We start from the raw sequence: 17,550 nt of genomic DNA on the forward strand, positions 1-17,550 counted from the left end.
CGAGGGATCATTCCTCGGGGCCCGCGCTCTTGATGTAACGCAGCAGCGGCTGGCAGGGCTGCCAGTGGCGCTCCTCCCCCGCGTGCATCGGGGTGTTGGCGTCAGCGCTGGAGCCTTTTCGAGCTCGGGCCGATGCGGGTGGTCGTGAAAACGGTCGAGAGGTCCTCGAAGGTATCCGAGTCGTCGGGCACAGAGACCATCGGCCCCAGAGTCCCTTACGCTCTCGGTCTCCTCGGCGGCTCTTCCGGTGCGGCTCGTCGAAGAGCCCGCGATCGCGGACGTTCTATGGCGCATCATGGGCAACGCCTTCGACGCCCACACCGTCTTGATCCGGACCGAGATCAACATCCATGCCCCATCCCGTGTGGGGCCTTTCACTGCCCGCCTCACCACCAGCTGGTGGACACCTGCCCTAGCTGCCCGCACCCAGTTCTGCTCTCATTGAGCCAGATGACCCAGGAACGATGCAGCAGTCAGGACGGAGCAGCGCCGCATTGAGCTGGACGAAGGGACTGAACCAGAGTGCGTTGCATCATCCTCCCGGATGTTCTTCAGAGTTCGGCGACCTGGAAGACAATCCGGTCGCGTGCATCTCCCGATTCGAGCCCGGTCTCATAAAGCACGCCAACGTTGTCGCAATCGAGCATCACGAGGTCCGAGTAGCCTGAGCGGTTGCGGGTGAGGTCGGCGTGGTGGGTCCAACTGGCACCGGCGTCCTCCGAGACAAACAGGCCCAGGTCTTTACGCAGGGTGCCGTGCTGTGGCGCCGCGTAAACGAGCCGGTCACCGGCCGGTCCGCACGCTTGAGAAGCGTTGACGATCGAGCCCTGCACTTCGGGAGTCGTGATCAGGTCGCTCTGGTACTCGAAAGTCTTGGTCTCAAAGCTTTCACCGCCGTCACGGCTGATCGCGACAGCGCGCGAGAACTCGCGGGTCTCATCACTCTTCGGCCCTTTGCGGCTACGGCCGATCGCGTACAGCGATCCGTCGGCGGTCTCCTCGACAGCAACCTCGGAGAAGTGGTCGGCGTCCTCGGGCATCGGCGCGGTCGCGCCGAGAGTCCAGGTGACCCCGCCATCGTCGCTGTAGGCGAGCCCGCCTTCGGAGACACCACTCTTAGGACCGAGAAAGTTCACCCCAGCGACCAGACGGCCGACATGCGGACCGCGCGTCAGTTCGATGCCGTGCTGGGGACCGGTGGCGTACCAACCCTCGTCGGGGAAGTTGGGCTTGAGCTGGTCGGTGAGGTCGACAGCCTCGGACCAGGTGCGTCCGCTGTCGTCACTGTACTGGACGAAGGGCCGTCGCTCGGCGCGGGAGCCCTCGACGTTCCAGGTACTTAGCAGCACAATGCGGCCAGCATGGGGGCCGTGCTTGATGACGATGGGCACGGGGTTGCCGCGTGTGGCGCCCTCGTCTCGGCCCCAGGGGTCACCGGCGAGGACTGTCTCCATCTCGCCCCAGGTGCGGCCGCCGTCGGTGCTGCGGCGCAGGACCAGGTCGATCGAGCCGTCGTCATGGCAGAATCTGTCCTCGAAGGCACGCCTGGCCTCGGCGAAGGCGAGGAGGCTCCCATCGGGAGCGGTGACGATGGCGGGGATGCGGTAGCACTCGAAACCGTGGGTGCCCTTGTCGAAGACTGTCACGCCGTCGGTCTCGGTGGGCCATTCGGGATCGCCTGCCGCGGCAGGGGTGCCACCGAGCAGTGGCGCGGTCATCGCGAGGAGCGCGCCAGTAGTAAAGAAGGTCGTGGTGCGCATCGGTCATCCTTTCACGGCGCCCGTGAGGACGCCCTTGGCGAAGTGGCGTTGCAGGAACGGGTACACGATGAGGATCGGAACCATGGAGACGACGAGGATTGCCATCTGCAGCGAGGACTGCGGCGGCATCTGCTCGAGGCCGATGTCGGCCTGGCTCATCGCAGCGTCGTTGACGACGTAAGTGCGCAGTACCAGCTGCATCGGCCACTTGGCGGCGTCGTCGATGTACAGCAGGGCGCTGAAGAACGAGTTCCAGTAGCCGACGGCGTAGAAGAGACCGATGACGGCGAGCACCGCCTTGGACAGCGGCATCACGATCCGGGAGAAGATCGTCCACTCAGAGGCGCCGTCGATTGTGGCGGACTCCGTGAGCTCCTCGGGGATTCCCTGGAAGAAGGAGCGCAACACGATCACGTTGAAGCCGCTGACCATGGTGGGGAGGATCAGCGCCCACAGGCTGTTCAGCAGACCGGTCTGTTTCACTACCAGGTAGACCGGGATGATGCCCGGAGAGAACAGCATCCCGATCAACACCACCATCAGCACGGGCCGGGCGAGCACGAAGTGACTGCGGCTGATCGCGTAGGCGAGTAGGCAAGAGACCAGCAGGCTCAGTCCTGTGCCGACTACGGTCACGAAGACACTCACGCCGAGCGCGCGGGTGACCACTCCCCCGCTGAAGATTGCTTTGTAGGCGGTGAGGTCGATGCCACGCGGAAGCAGCACGAGCCCGCCGGCCGCACTGATCTGCTCGCGGGGTGCGACCGAGGTGGCGAACACGGCGAGGAAAGGGATCAGTACCGCGAGGCACATCACCGTGAACACGATCGCCTTGATGAGGCGCTCGGGTGCCGAGGGCGGGGCCTGTCCGTTTAGGAGAGCAGGCATGTCATGACTCCTTGGTTGCGTAGACGCCAGCCTCGCCGAAGGCGTGGGCGAGCTTGTTAGCCCCGAGCACGAGCGCAACCCCGACCACGCTCTTGACCAGGCCCACCGCGGTTGCCATCCCCCAGTGGCCGCCGATCACGCCCCGGTTGTATACGAAGGTGTCGAGCACTTCGGAGCGGTCCAGCCCCACCGCCGCCTGCTGCAGGAGGATTTGCTCGAAACCAACTGTGAGCGAAGTGCCCAGCTGCAGGATGAACAGCAGGATCACGACGCCTTTGAGACCCGGAAGGGTCACGTGGAGCATCTGGCGCCAACGGCCCGCACCATCCACGGCCGCGGCCTCGTACAACTCGGCGTTGATGGTGGCCAGCGCCGCGAGAAAGATGATCGTCGCCCACCCGGTGTCCTTCCAGATCACCTGGCCCAGCAGCAGATAGCGAAACAGCTCCCCGTTGCCGATAATGCTCACCGCACCGAGGTCGTGTGCGCGCAGAAAGGTGTTCAAAAGCCCGGAGCCGCCCAGCAGCTGCTGGAACAGTGCCACGACAACGACCCAGGACAGGAAGTGCGGCAGGTACAAGATCGACTGGATGACCCGCTTGATCTTCTCGTTGAGCAGGGAGTTCAGCAGAAGCGCAAGGATGATCGGGGCAGGGAATACAAGTACAGCCTGCAGCGCGGTGAGGATCAGTGTGTTGGTCAGGGCGTTGAGGAAGGCGGGATCACCGGTATAGATGACCTCGAAGTTCTTCAGTCCCACCCAGTCGCTGCCCCAGACACCGCGGTAGGGGCGGTAGTCCTTAAAGGCGATGATATTTCCAAGCAGTGGGTAATAGTGGTAGACGAGCAGCACCAGAAAGCCGGGCAGGGCGAACATGACCAGCAGGCGGTCGCGCCACAGCTTCTGCCAGAAACCGGGGCGGCGCCGCTCCGAGGGAGATTGCCCCGCCGCGCCGCCGACTGAGCTCTCCGCCTCGCGGGCGGCGCCCTGGGCCTGGGGGACGGTCACACTCATGGGTTCACTCGATCCCGGAGGCCTCATACGCCTCTGCGAGCTCCTCGGCAGCCTTGGCGCCGCCCGCGTCCCGCCAGGTCTTCACGACCTCGGGCAACTCGGAGATGGGGCGCTTGCCCTGCGCCATCTGACTCATCGCATCCCAGACGGGGCTGGTGAGGTCTCCGCCTTTCTGGTCGAGGGTTTCGGAGTACAGGCCGTAGGCGGCGTTCTGCGAAAGATTCTGGGACATCCTCTCCTGCACCGCATACTGCCGCTCGGGAACCCTAGGATCGCCCGGGAAGTAGTACGCCATCGGGGAGTCGCAGATGTACTGCAGACCAATCCCGGTCTCGAGCACACCGCGATCTGTGGGGATGGGATCGGTGCCGTCGAGCTTGTACTGCTCCCCCTCGGTGCCGTACTTCTTTTCGAGGTACTCGGCGGTGCCGAAGGGCGCTGCGAACCAGTTTGCGACCGCTAGCAATGTCTCGACTGAGTGCTCCGATGCCGCGTTGAAACCGGTGATGTTGTTCAGCGCTCCGCCCAACCAGGTGAATGGTTCGGCACCCTGGTAAGAGGGCGCAATAATCCCGCCGACAGAGAAGTCTTCGACCGAAGCGGAGGCCGACTCGTACTGAGTCCAGGCTACAAAGGAGTCGAAGTCAATCGCAGCGTTCCCACCGGTGAACCACTCCTTCTTGGTGCTCGAGTTCGCGGTGTAAGCGTCAGGGTTGACGACCCCTGCCTCCCACAGCTGTAACTGAGCCTCGAGGCTCGCAGCCATATTCTCGTGCTCAATGAAATGGGTGAACGTGCCATCCGCGGCTCGCTGCCACTCATTGGGCACGCCCGCAGCCATGTTCGCGAGATTGCTGGGCATGGTGGTCAGCGCCCAGCGCCCGCGCTTCGCGTCAGTGAGCTCAGCGCACAGATCCACGAGCTCCTCCCATGTCTCCGGTTGGACATCGGGGTCAATGCCCGCCTTTTCGAACAGGTCGCGGCGGGTCAGTAGGGAGAAGTTGCGAGAGAACAGCCGCGGGACGGGCACACCGTAGATCGCGCCGTTCGCGACACAACCCTTCCAATACTCCGGCCCGAGGTTGGCGAGATAGGGGTACTTCGAAATTGCGTCCCCGGCGACATGCTCGGTGATGTCCATGCAGGTGGCTTCGAGCAGACCGGGCAGGTCCGAGATATTGGTGGGGATGTTGATGAGGTCGGGGAGATCGCCGCTGGCGATCTTGGTCTGGAACTTCGTTTGGTAGTCGGCGTTGGGCGCCATCTCGATGTGCAGTTCGGAGCCGATCTTCTCCTCGATGGCCGTCCAGAACGGGTTCGATTCCCGTTGGGGCGGGATCGCACCGGGAATGTTGGTGATGAAGCTGATCGGAGTGCCGTCTCCTGGCGGCTCATTGACACCAACTACGGGGTCGGCCGGATACTCCTTGAAGCCGTCCAGCAGCACGTCGTCCCCGGCCCAATCAGGGGTGACTCCCTCATATTTGGTGTAGGTGGGCAGCTCTACGCCCGAGTTGGCCTGCTGAACATCCTTCGGGCTACTGCTCGAGTCGCACGCGCTTATTGAGCCGCTCGCGGTTATTGCGGCCAATCCACCTACCAACGCTGCACGTCGCGTCATCCGGACCATGTCGAGACCCTCCCTCGTGAGCCGTTCCGACCTCCTCGACGGAACGATGGCCGCCACTATGCCAGAGGACATCCCACCTCGCAACCCCTCACGCCAGGATGGAGGCCAGCGCGGACGATGTGGCGTTACCGCGGCATCAACCTGCATGAATAGCGATTTACACCCGGCCTTTGGGGAGGTCGACGGCGGTCGCGCATCCGCAGCCCGCCCTCTCTTGCCCCACGATTCGGGCTTTGAGATAGTACGTCCCATGTCCTCAGCACGGCTGTCGCCCAAGTCCACTAAGACCCCGCCCCTGCTTGCTTCTACGAGAAAGACAGTGCTGGACGCTGCGCGGCTCGGCATTACAGCGGTGCGGATCCCTGCACTCCTGCTCTGCCGGGACGGTCGACTCGTCGTTTTCGCGGAGGCGCGCCACGAGAACGCCGGGGATACGGGGCAGATCGACGTCATCGCCACGGTCTCCGACGACGAAGGCGAGTCTTTCGGTGTGCCCCTGACGGTCGCGCACGGAGCGGGCGGCACACGAGGCAACCCTGTCCCGATCGAGGCAGCTGACGGAGATATCGTGCTCCTGACCACTTCGAACGCCGCTACTGCCACCGAACGCGACATCCTCGCCGGCGCAGTGGATACCACCCAGAGCCGCCGCGTTCATCTCACGCGTCTCTCCCGCGACCTCGAGGTGCGTGAGGACAGAGAGATCACCACAGAGGCGAAGCGGAAGGACTGGGGCTGGTATGCGACCGGGCCCGGGCACGGGATCCGGCTCCCCTCCGGGAGGCTCGTCGCAGCCGCAAACCACTCTGTCCTTGGCAGTTCCGCCACCTCTCCCTACGGCGCACATGGCCTGCTGAGCGACGACGACGGACGCACGTGGCGGATCGGCTGGGTCACTGGCGGCATAAATGGCGCCTCTGGCCCGAATGAGTCCGCGCTGTGCATCGATCCCGCCGCCCCCTCTGAGTCACTCGTGACGATGCGCAACGAGCACCGCTCCGAGGCGTGCACACGATTGCTCGCCCGGACTAGAGATGGCGGCGAGACGCTGGGGGCTACCCATATCCTGACCGGCTTTGCGGGGCCGCGCCTCCAAGTCGGACTGGATGCCCTCCCTGGTGGTCCTGCCCTGCTCTGCGCGCCGCTGCGGATGGAGTCGCGTCGCGATCTGGCGCTACACGCTTTGCTCGGCCCCAACCCGGCTAGTTCAGGAAGCTCGAAGGTTAGGTCTTCGGCAGCAGGCACGTCGGCCTCCGCCTCTTCAGGCACCATGTGCCGACCCGTCGGCCTCCTGATGGAGGGGCCAGCCGGCTACTCGGACATCGCCGTCGGGCCGGAAGCGGTGCATGTACTTGTCGAGACCGGGGACAAAACGACGCACGAGCGCCTGGACCTGATCACCATCGACCTCCCGACCGCGCTCCGAGCGGTCGGCCATCCCAAGGAGCAGCACCCATGACCACCATCGCCGCCGCTCAAACCCGGCCCGGAACCGGGGTCGTAATCCCGCTGTGCACACCGCTGACCCCCGGCGGCGAGATCGACTCCCCCTCGCTGCGACGTCACCTCGACCACCTGATCAACAATGGGGTCGACGGTGTGTTCGCGCTCGGGACCAGCGGAGAGTTCGGCTTCCTCACGGACCGACAGCGGGTGGCTGTCGTGCGCACGACGGTCGACCACGTCGCGGGTCGAGTCCCTGTGCTCGTCGGCGTCTCCGACACCGCCTCGGAGCGCGCGGCCGCGCAGGTTCGGCTGCTCATGGGCTTCGGGGCTGACGGTGCGGTCGCCACCGCCCCCTTCTTCGCTGCGACGGGGCCAGCGGAGATCGCCGCGCATTTCCGACGTATCAAGCAGGAGCTCGGGGAACTACCGCTGTTCGGATACGAAAACCCACCGCGGGTGAACGGGGTGTCGATCCCCGTCACAACGGTCCTGGACCTCGCAGAGGACGGTACCTTAGCCGGGTACAAGGACTCCTCCGGGGATCTTGACTACCTGGCCGCGCTTCTTACCGGACGACGCGAGCGAGGCCTGGACGCTTTCCGAGTACTCTCCGGCTCTGAAACCCTAGCCGCAGAGTCGCTGCGCGCCGGAGCCGACGGGCTGGTGCCCGGGCTCGGGAACGTGGATCCTGCCGGCTACGTGCGGATCTATTCAACAGCCGGGGTCAATGACGCGGTTTGCGATGCGGAGCAACAGAGACTGCGGGAGCTGTTCGCGATCGTCGCGATTCCAACACATACGCAGATGGGCGACTCCTCCCGGGCACTCGGCGCCTTCAAGGCGGCGATGAAACTCCTCGACTTGATCGACGAAGACCGCTGCGCTCCACCGTCGGTGCTCTACGACGACACGGACCGGGCACGCGTCGCGGCGCTGCTGCGCGCCCACGGTCCCTCCCCACGAGGAGCACTCTCGGGCACCGATCGCATGGTCGCGTCATGAACACCGAGCCCTCGAGCACTGCCCCTGCCAGAGAGACGTCCAATCAGGAGCGCCTGCGCGAATCCATAAAACAACTGATCCTGGAGTGGGGCCTGCAGCCCGGAGACCTGTTGCCCACTGAGAGCAAGTTGGTGAGTCTGCTGGGCGCCTCACGCAATGCAGTGCGTGAGGCTATCAAGGCGTTGCAGGCGCTCGGCTATGTGGATGTCCGCCATGGCCACGGCACCTTTGTCGGCGCTCTCCCCCTCGCTCCGCTGCAAGACTTCCTCTCCTTTCGGTTGCGAAAGTCCGCAACCGAGGATCTCCGCGAGGTGCGGAATCTGCTGCAGCTGCGCGAGGCGCTCGAGGTAGGGCTCGCCAGTGACGTGGTGCAGCGCCATGCCGTGACCGGTACTGAGCAACTGCGCGCGATCACCAGCGAAATGCGCCGCCGAGCCGACGCCGGCGAGTATTTCCCTGAGGAAGATCTCGCCTTCCACGAGACCCTCTACGCCCCCCTCGACAATGGCCTGGTCACCGAGCTACAAGAGATCTTCTGGGCTGCGTTCCACCAAATAGACCCGGTCCTTCCAGGTCCCCAGTTCACTCCGCATGAAGCCTGGGGCTGGCACCAACGGATCCTGGAGGCGATCGAGCGCGGTGACGTAGATCTGTACCGGGTCCGTATGCGGGACCACTTCGACGGGATCAGGGTGCGGTTAAGCCGCGCAGAGCCGCCGGGCGAGGCCACTGCGGACAGTAACGGCGTCACTGGGGCAACGGACGGTGAGGAGAAGGGCGGTACCTGAACGACGTCCGACGGGAGGAGGAGCGCGAGCCGTCATCCGGCGGATGGTCATTCAGCCCGGTGCGTCCTACAGGCAGCTGACGGTGCCGTGGTCCATGACCTCACCGATCCTGGCGGCATCAGAGATGATCGCGCTGCCCGCGAACCCTTAATCATGCAGGTTGAGTCCGAGCTTCCAGTACGCCGAAGCCTCGCTCCCCTACCCCAAGACCGACGCGCACCACCAGCTACGCCCTCATCTGTGTAGAGCCAGTAATCCCCGACAACGTCCAAGGCTGCGTCTCCGCGACAAGAGATGTGGCCGCACCGTTGCATCGGCGTCACATAAGGATCTGGGAGCTGCGCGTGGAGCGGCTCGGGGTGCGCCCGGCGGCGACCTCCACCAGGTATCGGGCGCCGATCGGGCTCAGGCGACGCTCGGCCCGACGCAGGGCGCGGACGGAGCGCAGCGGCTTGCGCCGGGGATCGAGCTCCGCCGCGGCAAGGACTTCTCGCGCCCAGGTGCCCGCACCCTCACGGCCGCCGCGATCGGCGAACAGTCGGCTGATCTCCCGCTCGGCGAGCCCCACCGGCGTGATACCTGCGTCGATCATGTCCAGCCCCTCCTTCATGGTGCTTCCGCATTCCTTGCGTCCCAGCGTCGCTCTGATCCGTCTGCCGGACGGCACTCACTGCGTGTCAGCGGCTATCTATACTCCGCGAGCCGGATGGCACCGCGCGCTGATGGTGCTCACGGTAGCAGTACAGATGCAGCAGGCCCTGCCCCCGGTGTGGGAGCAGGGCCTGTGATGGACTGCGTGGAGGATCAGTGGGCGTGCTGTCCCACTGAGAACTCGAGGACCCACTGCAGGAGTCCGTACACGGTGAAGATGATGCCGAAGGCGAAGATCCACCAGCCGGCGGCCACGCCCAGGAAGCACAGTGCCGCCCCGGAAGAGAGCCACAGCGGCGCCCAGCTGTAGGGCGAGAAGGAGCCCTGCACGCCGGCGTCGTGATGGACCTCGCCGTCGAGGTCCTCGCTCGCACCCAGTTCGTTCTTGCGGATGGTGATGTTCATGGCCATACCGACCATGACGAACATTGCCGAGAGGGCGAGGAAGGCCGGGAAGCCGACGGGCTCGACACCGTGCGGCTCAAACATGCCGGTCAGGAACCCGTAGGCGATCGCAACGATCAGAAAGAAGGCCGCCAGGATCCAGAAAACCTTAGCAATTGCTCTCATGTCAGTTCGTCCTCGGGTTCAGAGCGGGTTCCTCTTCGAGCATGTGGTCCTGCAGTGCGACCTCGGGATGGTGGAGGTCGAAGGCGGGACGCTCGGAGCGCACGCGCGGGAGGGAGTGGAAGTTGTGGCGCGGGGGCGGGCAGGAGGTGGCCCATTCCAGGGAGGCCCCGTAGCCCCACGGGTCATCGACCGTGACCTTCTCACCCTTTACGTGGGTCAGGACCACGTTCAGCAGGAACGGCAGGGTGGACCCCGCCATGATGAAGGCGCCCACGGTGGAGATCTGGTTCATCCAGTCGAAGCCGTCCTCCGCCAGGTAGTTCACGTAGCGGCGCGGGGCGCCGGCCACACCGAGCCAGTGCTGGATGAGGAACGTCAGGTGGAAGCCGATGACCAGCAGCCAGAAGTGGATCTTGCCGAGGCCTTCATGGAGCTTGTAGCCGAACATCTTGGGCCACCAGAAGTAGAAGCCCGCGAACATCTCGAACACCACGGTGCCGGCCATCACGTAGTGGAAGTGGGCGACGACGAAGTAGGTGTCGGAGATGTGGAAGTCCAGCACCGGCGAGGACAGGATCACGCCCGTCAGACCGCCGAAGATGAACGTGGTGAGGAACCCGAGGGTGAACAGCATCGGCGTCTCGAAGGTCAGCGAGCCGCGCCACATGGTGCCGATCCAGTTGAAGAACTTCACGCCCGTGGGCACGGCGATGAGCATCGTCATGAAGGCGAAGAAGTCCAGCATCACGGCGCCGGTGGTGTACATGTGGTGCGCCCACACGGTCACCGACAGCGCGGCGATCGAGATGGTCGCGCCCACCAGCGTCTTGTACCCGAAGATCGGCTTGCGGGAGAAGGCCGGGACGATCTCGGAGGCGATGCCGAAGAACGGCAGCGCCAGCACGTACACCTCGGGGTGGCCGAAGAACCAGAACAGGTGCTGCCACAGCACGGGGCCGCCGTTGGCGGGATCGAAGATCAGCGCGTCGAAGCGGCGATCCGCGCCCAGGGCCAGCAGCGCGGAAGCCAGCGGCGGGAACGCCATCAGCACCAGCACACCGGTGATGAGGATGTTCCAGGTGAAGATCGGCATCCGGAACATCGTCATGCCCGGCATGCGCATGCACAGGATCGTGGTGATGAAGTTGACCGAGCCGAGGATCGTACCGAAGCCCTGCAGCGCCAGGCCGAAGACCCACAGGTCACCACCGAGTCCCGGGGAGAACGTGGTGTCCGAGAGCGGGGCATAGGCGAACCAGCCGAACGACGCTGCGCCCTGCGGGGTCAGGAAGCCGGAGACGGCGATCAGCGAGCCCCAGCCGGTGATCCAGAACGCGAACATGTTCAGACGCGGGAAGGCCATGTCCACGGCGCCGATCTGCAGCGGCACCAGGTAGTTCGCGAAGCCGTTGAACAGCGGCGTGCCGAACATCAGCAGCATGATCGTGCCGTGCATCGTGAACAGCTGGTTGTACTGGTCCTTGGAGACCACGACCTGCAGGCCGGGCTCCCACAGCTCGGAGCGGATGCCGAGCGCGAGCAGGCCGCCAAAGGCGAAGAACGCGAACGCCATCCCCATGTACATCATGCCGATCAGCTTGTGATCGGTGGTGGTCAGCAGCTTGAAGACCTGCGAGCCCAGGCTATGGCTGCGGTGGTCCTGGAACCGGGCGGGCGCGGCGGTCCGCGTGGTCGGAGCGGAGACGTCAGTGCTCACGGGTCACTCCCCTTCGTTCGCGGCGGGCTCGGTGTAGCGCGGGCCGACCTCGTCGTGCTTCTCGCGCATCTCCCACTCCCGCTCGTTGCGGCTCAGGTCCACACCCAGCTGTCCCTCGTTGCCGCGCTCACGCAGCTCCTGGATGTGCTGGTCGTACTCCTCCTGGCTGACCACCTTGACGATGAACAGCATGTCCGAGTGGTACTCGCCGCACAGCTCGGCGCACTTGCCTTCGTACTCACCGATGCGGGTGGGGGTGACCTGGAAGGACGTGGTGTGGCCGGGGAACATGTCCTTCTTGTAGAGGAAGTCCACGACCCAGAAGGAGTGGATGACGTCGCGGGAGTCCAGGCGGAACTCGACGGTCTGGTCCACCGGCAGGTAGATCACCGGCAGCGACTCAGCCGCACCGGGCTCGCCGGTGCGGAAGGACTGCACACCGGCGTCCTCGTGGACGTCCTCATCCACGTAGTTGATGTCCCAGCTCCACTGCTTGCCGACCACATTGACCGTGACATCGGGTTCGGCCACGTGCATCTCGATCTCACGGGCGTCCCGCTGGGTGAAGTAGAAGAAGGTGAGCACCATCACCACGGGCACGAGCGTGAACATCAGCTCGAGGGGCACGTGGTAGCGCAGCTGGATCGGGAAACCGGTGTCGTTCTTGTGGCGCCGGTAGGCGATCGCGCACCAGATCGTCAGACCCCACACGATGAGGCCGACGACCACGAGGATCACCCATGAACCGACCCACAGGTTGGTGATGCGCTCGGTGTGGTTGGTGACCTCCTGACCATCGGTCTGGTGGGGCATGAATCCGCGCTGCTGCGGCAGGGTGCAGCCGGCTAGGACCATGACCGCCAGGGCGAGGCCGGCGGCGGCGAGGCGACGACCATGCCGCACTCGCTGGGGGACCTGGGGGATCACAGGGATGACCTTCCGCTCGTCGTCTCCGTCCGCGGTTCCGGGCCCCGCTGGGAGGTGGCCCGGCTCCGCACGACGGAGCTGGTGCTGTCAGGGCGCTCAGCGCCCGTGTGCCGTCGGCATCCGGGAGCGGATGCGATGGCAGGCCGACGGCCCGCCGGATGACGGCACCCTGTCATCATACGGTCTTCGCGATGGTCCTGGTCCACCTGGACGCGCCGCAAGATGGCTCGCAGGCAGGTCCGTGACCGCTCCGTGATCTGATCGTCACGGGCGTCACATCGGCATCGGGCCCCACCGGGGACCGTGCTGGTCTCCGATGGGGCCCGATGGGTCAGCAGTGCGCAGCGCGACCGCCCGCGGCCTGGCGGCCTGCTGGCCGCGGCGCTGAATCAGCTGAAGGAGTCGCCGCAGGCGCAGGAGCTGCCCGCGTTGGGGTTGTCGATCGTGAAGCCCTGCTTCTCGATGGTGTCGGCGAAGTCGATCACCGCACCGCTGAGGTACGGATCGCTCATCTTGTCCACGATCACCTCGACGCCGTCGAACTCCGCGATGAGGTCATCGTCCATCAGGCGCTCGTCGAAGTAGAGCTGGTAGATCAGACCGGAGCAGCCCCCGGGCTGCACGGCGATGCGCAGCCGCAGGTCATCACGGCCCTCCTGCTCCAGCAGGCTCGTGACCTTCTGGGCGGCGACGGAAGTCAGGGTGACGCCGTGCGCCTTCGTGGGCCGCTCGGTGGTGGGAGTGGTCATGCTGTCCTCCTGAAAGCTCGAGTCGGACCAGGATACGCCCCGACCCCGCACATCGGCTGGGTGGAGGCACGTCTCACCTCGGTGCTCCGGGGCGTGGCGCCCGGCCCCGGCAGGCTCAGAACGCTCGCCGGAACACCGCCAGCAGCATCACTGCGAGGAACGCGAGCGCCGTCCCCGCCACCAGGGCGAGCATGCCCTCGCGGTCGCCGCCGCGCAGCACAACAGCCACGGCCAGCGCGATCACGGCAGCGACGACCAGCAGACCCCACAGCAGCAGGAAGTAGCCGGTGAAGAACCCGATGGTGAGCCCCAGCATGAGCAGCGGCACCACGAGCGGTGACACCGTCGGGCTCTGGTGCTCCTCATTCCGGGCGGACGGCTCGGGAGGCTGAGGGCGGTTCATCGCTGCGCACCCAGGGTTTCGGCACCGCGCAGCAGCAGGGCCTCACCCAGGCACACCTTCGCGAAATCGCCCAGGTGCAGGGACTCATCGATGCCATGGGCCCGGGACTGCGGGTCCTCCACCCCGGTGACGAGCACCTCGGCCTGCGGGAACACCTCGAGCAGATCGGCGATGAAGGGAATCGAGCCACCGAGCCCCGTATCCACGGTCTGCGTGCCCCAGGCGGCGGTGAAGGCGCTGCGGGCCAGGTCCGTGGCCGGGGAATGGGCCGGAGCGCTGAAGGGCTTGCCCTCCTCGCCGCGCTCCACGGTGACCTTCGCGGTGGCCGGGGCATGCTGCTCAATGTGCGCGACCAGGGCATCCATCGCTGCGCTCGGGTCCTGGCCGGCGGGGATGCGCAGTGACACCTTGGCCCGCGCCACCGGCACAAGGGTGTTGGAGGCCTCACGTACAGCAGGAGCGTCGATGCCGATCACCGACAGCGCCGGGCGGGTCCACAGCCGAGCCGTGAGCGGCCCGGAGCCGGACAGCTCAAGCCCCGCGGGCACCCCGGCGTCGGAGCGCCAGGTGCTCTCCTCGAGGTCGACAGCCGGGTCCTCGGCCCGCACCAGGCCCTCCACGGCGACCTCACCATGCTCGTCGTGCAGGGTGGCCAGCAGACGGGAGAGCTGCGTGAGTGAATCAAGCACCGGTCCGCCGAACAGACCGGAGTGCACGGCGTGCTCGAGGGCGCGCACCTCGACGACGCAGTCCACAACACCGCGCAGCGAGGTGGTCAGCGCCGGCACCCCAACCTCCCAGTTCGCGGAGTCCGCGACGATGATGAGGTCCGCAGCCAGGGCCTCACGGTGGGTCTCGATGAAGGAGCGGAAGGTCGGCGACCCGCACTCCTCCTCCCCCTCGACGAACACGGTCACGCCGATGCCCTGCTCGGCGAGCTCCTCGCCGACCAGCCGCAGGGCGGTCACATGCGCCATCACCCCGGCCTTGTCATCGGCAGCGCCGCGACCGTACAGGCGGCCATCGCGCTGGCTGGGCTCGAACGGTGCGGTGGTCCACTGGGACTCATCACCGGTGGGCTGGACGTCATGGTGGGCGTACAGCATGACGGTGGGCTTCCCCGCGGCAGCAGGCCGACGGGCGATCACGGCAGGACTGCCGCCATCGACCGCTTCGATGCGCACCTCGGGCAGGCCGGTGCCGCGCAGCAGCTCGGCCACCGCCTCGGCACTGCGGGTCACGGGCTCGCGGTCGTAGCCCTCGAAGGCGATGGAGGGGATGCGCACCAGGTCCTCGAGGTCGCCGATCGCGGCAGGCAGCAGCTCATCGAGGCGCTCGCGCAGCGCGGCGACCTGGGCGGCATCGGGTTCGAGGGCGGGGGTGTGATCAGTGGTGGTCATGTGCTCACGGTACCGCCGTCGTGGGCGAGGGCACGTGCGCCATCCCCAGGCCAGCACTGCCTTCTCGCCTAGAATGTCCTGGTGATCTTCCGTAAGCAGCAGACTCCCCAGCCCGCCCCGGTGGAGGCGAAGCCTGCCCGCCCCGGCAACAAGGGCCGCCCCACCCGCACCCGCAAGGAGGCCGAGGCGGCCCGCCGCCGACCCCTCGTGGTGGACAACCGCAAGGAGGCCCGCAAGCGGGACCGGGAGCGCCGCGCAGCGGCCAACCGAGAGGCACAGCAGGCACTGCTCACCGGGGATGAGCGGAAGATGCCGCTGCAGCATCGCGGCCCCGAGCGCCGCCTGGTGCGCGACCTGGTGGATTCACGGCGCAATATCGCCGAGTACTTCCTGCCGTTCGCGCTCGTGGTGATGCTCGTGGTGCTGATCGTCCCACTGCTGCGTCCGCAGCTGCTGAACGTCATGAGCACCGTGGTCGTGGTGGTGCTGTGGGGCGGCATGCTGCTGTGCGTGGTGGACGGCTTCCTGCTGCGCAGGGTGCTGCGGCTGGCGCTGATCGAGCGCTACGGTGAAGTGGAGCGGGGCCTGGTGGGCTACGGCATCATGCGGCAGATCCAGATCCGCCGTTTCCGGCTGCCGCGCCCCGTGATCGCGCATGGCCAGGAGCCGCGCTGAGCACGGAGGCGGTCTGACCCGGCACGCACGAATGCAGCACTGACGAACACGGCGCTCACCAGCTGAGTGACACAGCGGCCGACGCGGAGGAATCCGCGTCGGCCGCTGTGCTGCGTCGCATGCTCGCTGCTGGGTGTCGCGAGCTCGTGCCCGGGTCAGGTCCGCTTCGGCGCAGCCTTCCCGTCGGCCTCCTGATCGGTGGCGGCACCGGCTGCGGAGTCCTGCGGTTTCTCGGCGCTGCGGGGCTTCGCATCCACCCCGGCCTCCTTGCGCTGCTGCGCGGTGATCGGCGCGGGGGCGGCGGTCAGCGGGTCGTAGCCGTTGCCGGTCTTGGGGAAGGCGATGACCTCGCGGATCGACTCCTCCCCCGCGAGCAGGGCAACGATGCGGTCCCAGCCGAAGGCAATGCCGCCGTGCGGCGGGGCGCCGAACTGGAAGGCATCCAGCAGGAATCCGAACTTCTCGCGCGCCTCCTGCTCGCCGATGCCCATCACGGAGAACACACGCTCCTGCACGGACTGCTGGTGGATACGGATCGAGCCGCCGCCGATCTCATTGCCGTTGCACACGATGTCGTAGGCATAGGCCAGAGCGCTGCCCGGATCGGTGTCGAAGGTGTCCATGAACTCGGGCTTCGGTGCGGTGAAGGCGTGGTGCACGGCGGTCCAGGCCCCGGAGCCGACGGCCACGTCCCCGGCCTCGATCGCTTCGTCCGCGGGTTCGAACAGCGGAGCGTCCACCACCCACACGAAGGCGAAGGCGTCGTGGTCCACCAGGCCCAGGCGCTCGGCGATCTCGGCGCGCGCCGCACCGAGCAGGGCGCGCGACGCCTTCGGGGCGCCAGCGGCGAAGAACACGCAGTCCCCGGGCTCGGCGCCGACCTTCTGGGCCAGGCCCTCGCGCTCGGACTCGGAGAGGTTCTTGGCGACCGGGCCGCCGAGGGTGCCGTCCTCCTGGACCAGCACGTAGGCGAGGCCCTTGGCGCCGCGCTGCTTGGCCCACTCCTGCCAGGCATCCAGCTGGCGACGCGGCTGGGAGGCACCGCCGCGCATCACCACGGCACCGACGTACGGCGCCTGGAACACGCGGAAGGGCGTGTCGGCGAAGTACTCGGTCATCTCCACGAGCTCGAGGTCGAAGCGCAGATCCGGCTTGTCGGAGCCGAAGCGTCGCATCGACTCGGCGTAGGTGATGCGCGGGAACGGGGTGGTGACCTCGTGGCCGGCGGCGGACCACACGGCGGTGAGGATCTGCTCGGCGAGCGCGATCACATCCTCCTGGTCCACGAAGCTCATCTCGATGTCGAGCTGGGTGAACTCGGGCTGGCGGTCGGCGCGGAAGTCCTCATCGCGGTAGCAGCGGGCCAGCTGGAAGTACTTCTCGATGCCGCCCACCATGAGCAGCTGCTTGAACAGCTGCGGGGACTGCGGCAGCGCGTACCAGGAACCGGGCGCCAGCCGCGCGGGCACCAGGAAGTCGCGGGCTCCCTCGGGGGTGGAGCGGGTCAGGGTGGGGGTCTCCACCTCGACGAAGCCCTGGTCCAGGAGGGTGTCGCGCGCGGCGCGGTTGACCTGGGAGCGCAGGCGCATGGCCGCGGCGGGACCCTGACGGCGCAGGTCCAGGTAGCGATAGCGCAGGCGCGCTTCCTCGCCCACCTCGGTGTGCTCATCCAGCTGGAAGGGCAGCGGGGCGGAGGTGTTCAGCACCTCGACCTCGCTCGCGGTCACCTCCACGTCACCGGTGGGCAGCAGCGGGGTCTCATTGCCCTCGGGGCGGCGCCCCACCTCACCGGTCACCTTCAGCACGTACTCGTTGCGCAGGTGCATCGCCTCGTCCTCGCGCACAACCACCTGGGCCACACCGCTGGCATCTGTCTCTCACACCCATCTGACGCTGCCGACGACACCCCGTCCCTGCATCTCGGGCGCC

At 66.5% G+C, this 17,550-nt stretch carries 15 protein-coding genes and 1 pseudogene; 4 read left to right on the forward strand and 12 right to left on the reverse strand.

The annotated features are described in order from the left end of the window. Nucleotides 1–551: 551 nt before the first annotated feature. The 4 genes from MU407_RS03075 to MU407_RS03090 are packed head-to-tail and all read right to left on the reverse strand — an operon-like array spanning nt 552 to nt 5,254. Entirely contained in the window at nt 552–1,760 is a 1,209-nt protein-coding gene (locus MU407_RS03075; RefSeq protein WP_102235842.1) for a sialidase family protein, read from the reverse strand. 3 nt (nt 1,761–1,763) lie between these two features. Beyond that, nucleotides 1,764–2,648, reverse strand: coding sequence for a carbohydrate ABC transporter permease (locus tag MU407_RS03080; protein WP_246955214.1), 885 nt, complete (start codon nt 2,646–2,648; stop codon nt 1,764–1,766). 1 nt (nt 2,649) lies between these two features. Further along, entirely contained in the window at nt 2,650–3,663 is a 1,014-nt protein-coding gene (locus MU407_RS03085; protein WP_102235840.1) for an ABC transporter permease subunit, read from the reverse strand. A gap of 4 nt (nt 3,664–3,667) precedes the next feature. Further along, entirely contained in the window at nt 3,668–5,254 is a 1,587-nt protein-coding gene (locus MU407_RS03090; RefSeq protein ID WP_246955217.1) for an extracellular solute-binding protein, read from the reverse strand. Between the two features lie 289 nt (nt 5,255–5,543). Here MU407_RS03090 and MU407_RS03095 point away from each other — a divergent pair, with 289 nt between their 5' ends. Genes MU407_RS03095 through MU407_RS03105 form a run of 3 tightly spaced genes read left to right on the forward strand, consistent with a single transcriptional unit; the run spans nt 5,544 to nt 8,529 of the window. Then, entirely contained in the window at nt 5,544–6,752 is a 1,209-nt protein-coding gene (locus MU407_RS03095) for a sialidase family protein (protein WP_246955222.1), read from the forward strand. Beyond that, nucleotides 6,749–7,741, forward strand: coding sequence for a dihydrodipicolinate synthase family protein (locus MU407_RS03100; RefSeq protein ID WP_246955226.1), 993 nt, complete (start codon nt 6,749–6,751; stop codon nt 7,739–7,741). The genes MU407_RS03095 and MU407_RS03100 overlap by 4 nt, the downstream gene beginning before the upstream one ends. Next, nucleotides 7,738–8,529 carry a FadR/GntR family transcriptional regulator gene (locus MU407_RS03105; protein ID WP_246955229.1) on the forward strand — a complete coding sequence of 264 codons (792 nt, stop codon included), beginning with the start codon at nt 7,738–7,740 and terminating at the stop codon, nt 8,527–8,529. Before MU407_RS03100 ends, MU407_RS03105 begins: the two co-directional genes overlap by 4 nt. Before the next feature lie 319 nt (nt 8,530–8,848). Here the strand turns inward: MU407_RS03105 and MU407_RS03110 are convergent, their stop codons facing one another. From MU407_RS03110 to MU407_RS03140, 7 genes are all read right to left on the reverse strand, one after another. Then, entirely contained in the window at nt 8,849–9,121 is a 273-nt protein-coding gene (locus tag MU407_RS03110; RefSeq protein ID WP_246955231.1) for a hypothetical protein, read from the reverse strand. A gap of 212 nt (nt 9,122–9,333) precedes the next feature. Beyond that, nucleotides 9,334–9,750 (reverse strand): cytochrome c oxidase subunit 4, encoded by a 417-nt coding sequence (locus tag MU407_RS03115; RefSeq protein ID WP_246955233.1) that lies wholly within the window; start codon nt 9,748–9,750, stop codon nt 9,334–9,336. 1 nt (nt 9,751) lies between these two features. Beyond that, complete coding sequence (ctaD, locus tag MU407_RS03120; RefSeq protein WP_246955235.1) at nt 9,752–11,467, reverse strand: cytochrome c oxidase subunit I; 1,716 nt, start codon at nt 11,465–11,467, stop codon at nt 9,752–9,754. Between the two features lie 3 nt (nt 11,468–11,470). Further along, nucleotides 11,471–12,394: a cytochrome c oxidase subunit II gene (gene coxB / locus MU407_RS03125; RefSeq protein ID WP_102235832.1), complete on the reverse strand. Its 924-nt coding sequence runs from the start codon at nt 12,392–12,394 to the stop codon at nt 11,471–11,473. 389 nt (nt 12,395–12,783) lie between these two features. Continuing rightward, nucleotides 12,784–13,143, reverse strand: coding sequence for an iron-sulfur cluster insertion protein ErpA (gene erpA / locus MU407_RS03130; protein WP_102235831.1), 360 nt, complete (start codon nt 13,141–13,143; stop codon nt 12,784–12,786). 115 nt (nt 13,144–13,258) lie between these two features. Next, entirely contained in the window at nt 13,259–13,546 is a 288-nt protein-coding gene (locus MU407_RS03135; protein WP_102235830.1) for a hypothetical protein, read from the reverse strand. Next, nucleotides 13,543–14,946, reverse strand: coding sequence for a dipeptidase (locus MU407_RS03140; RefSeq protein ID WP_246955237.1), 1,404 nt, complete (start codon nt 14,944–14,946; stop codon nt 13,543–13,545). Before MU407_RS03140 ends, MU407_RS03135 begins: the two co-directional genes overlap by 4 nt. Before the next feature lie 81 nt (nt 14,947–15,027). Here MU407_RS03140 and MU407_RS03145 point away from each other — a divergent pair, with 81 nt between their 5' ends. After that, nucleotides 15,028–15,621, forward strand: a complete 594-nt coding sequence (locus MU407_RS03145) for a DUF3043 domain-containing protein (protein ID WP_246955240.1) — start codon at nt 15,028–15,030, stop codon at nt 15,619–15,621. Nucleotides 15,622–15,776: 155 nt separating this feature from the next. Here the strand turns inward: MU407_RS03145 and aspS are convergent. Further along, nucleotides 15,777–17,492: pseudogene (gene aspS / locus MU407_RS03150) on the reverse strand (aspartate--tRNA ligase); the annotation flags it as partial. Nucleotides 17,493–17,550: the final 58 nt, after the last annotated feature.

This window comes from Brachybacterium sp. Marseille-Q7125 (assembly GCF_023062615.1).
In the GTDB taxonomy this organism is placed as follows: Bacteria; Actinomycetota; Actinomycetes; order Actinomycetales; family Dermabacteraceae; genus Brachybacterium.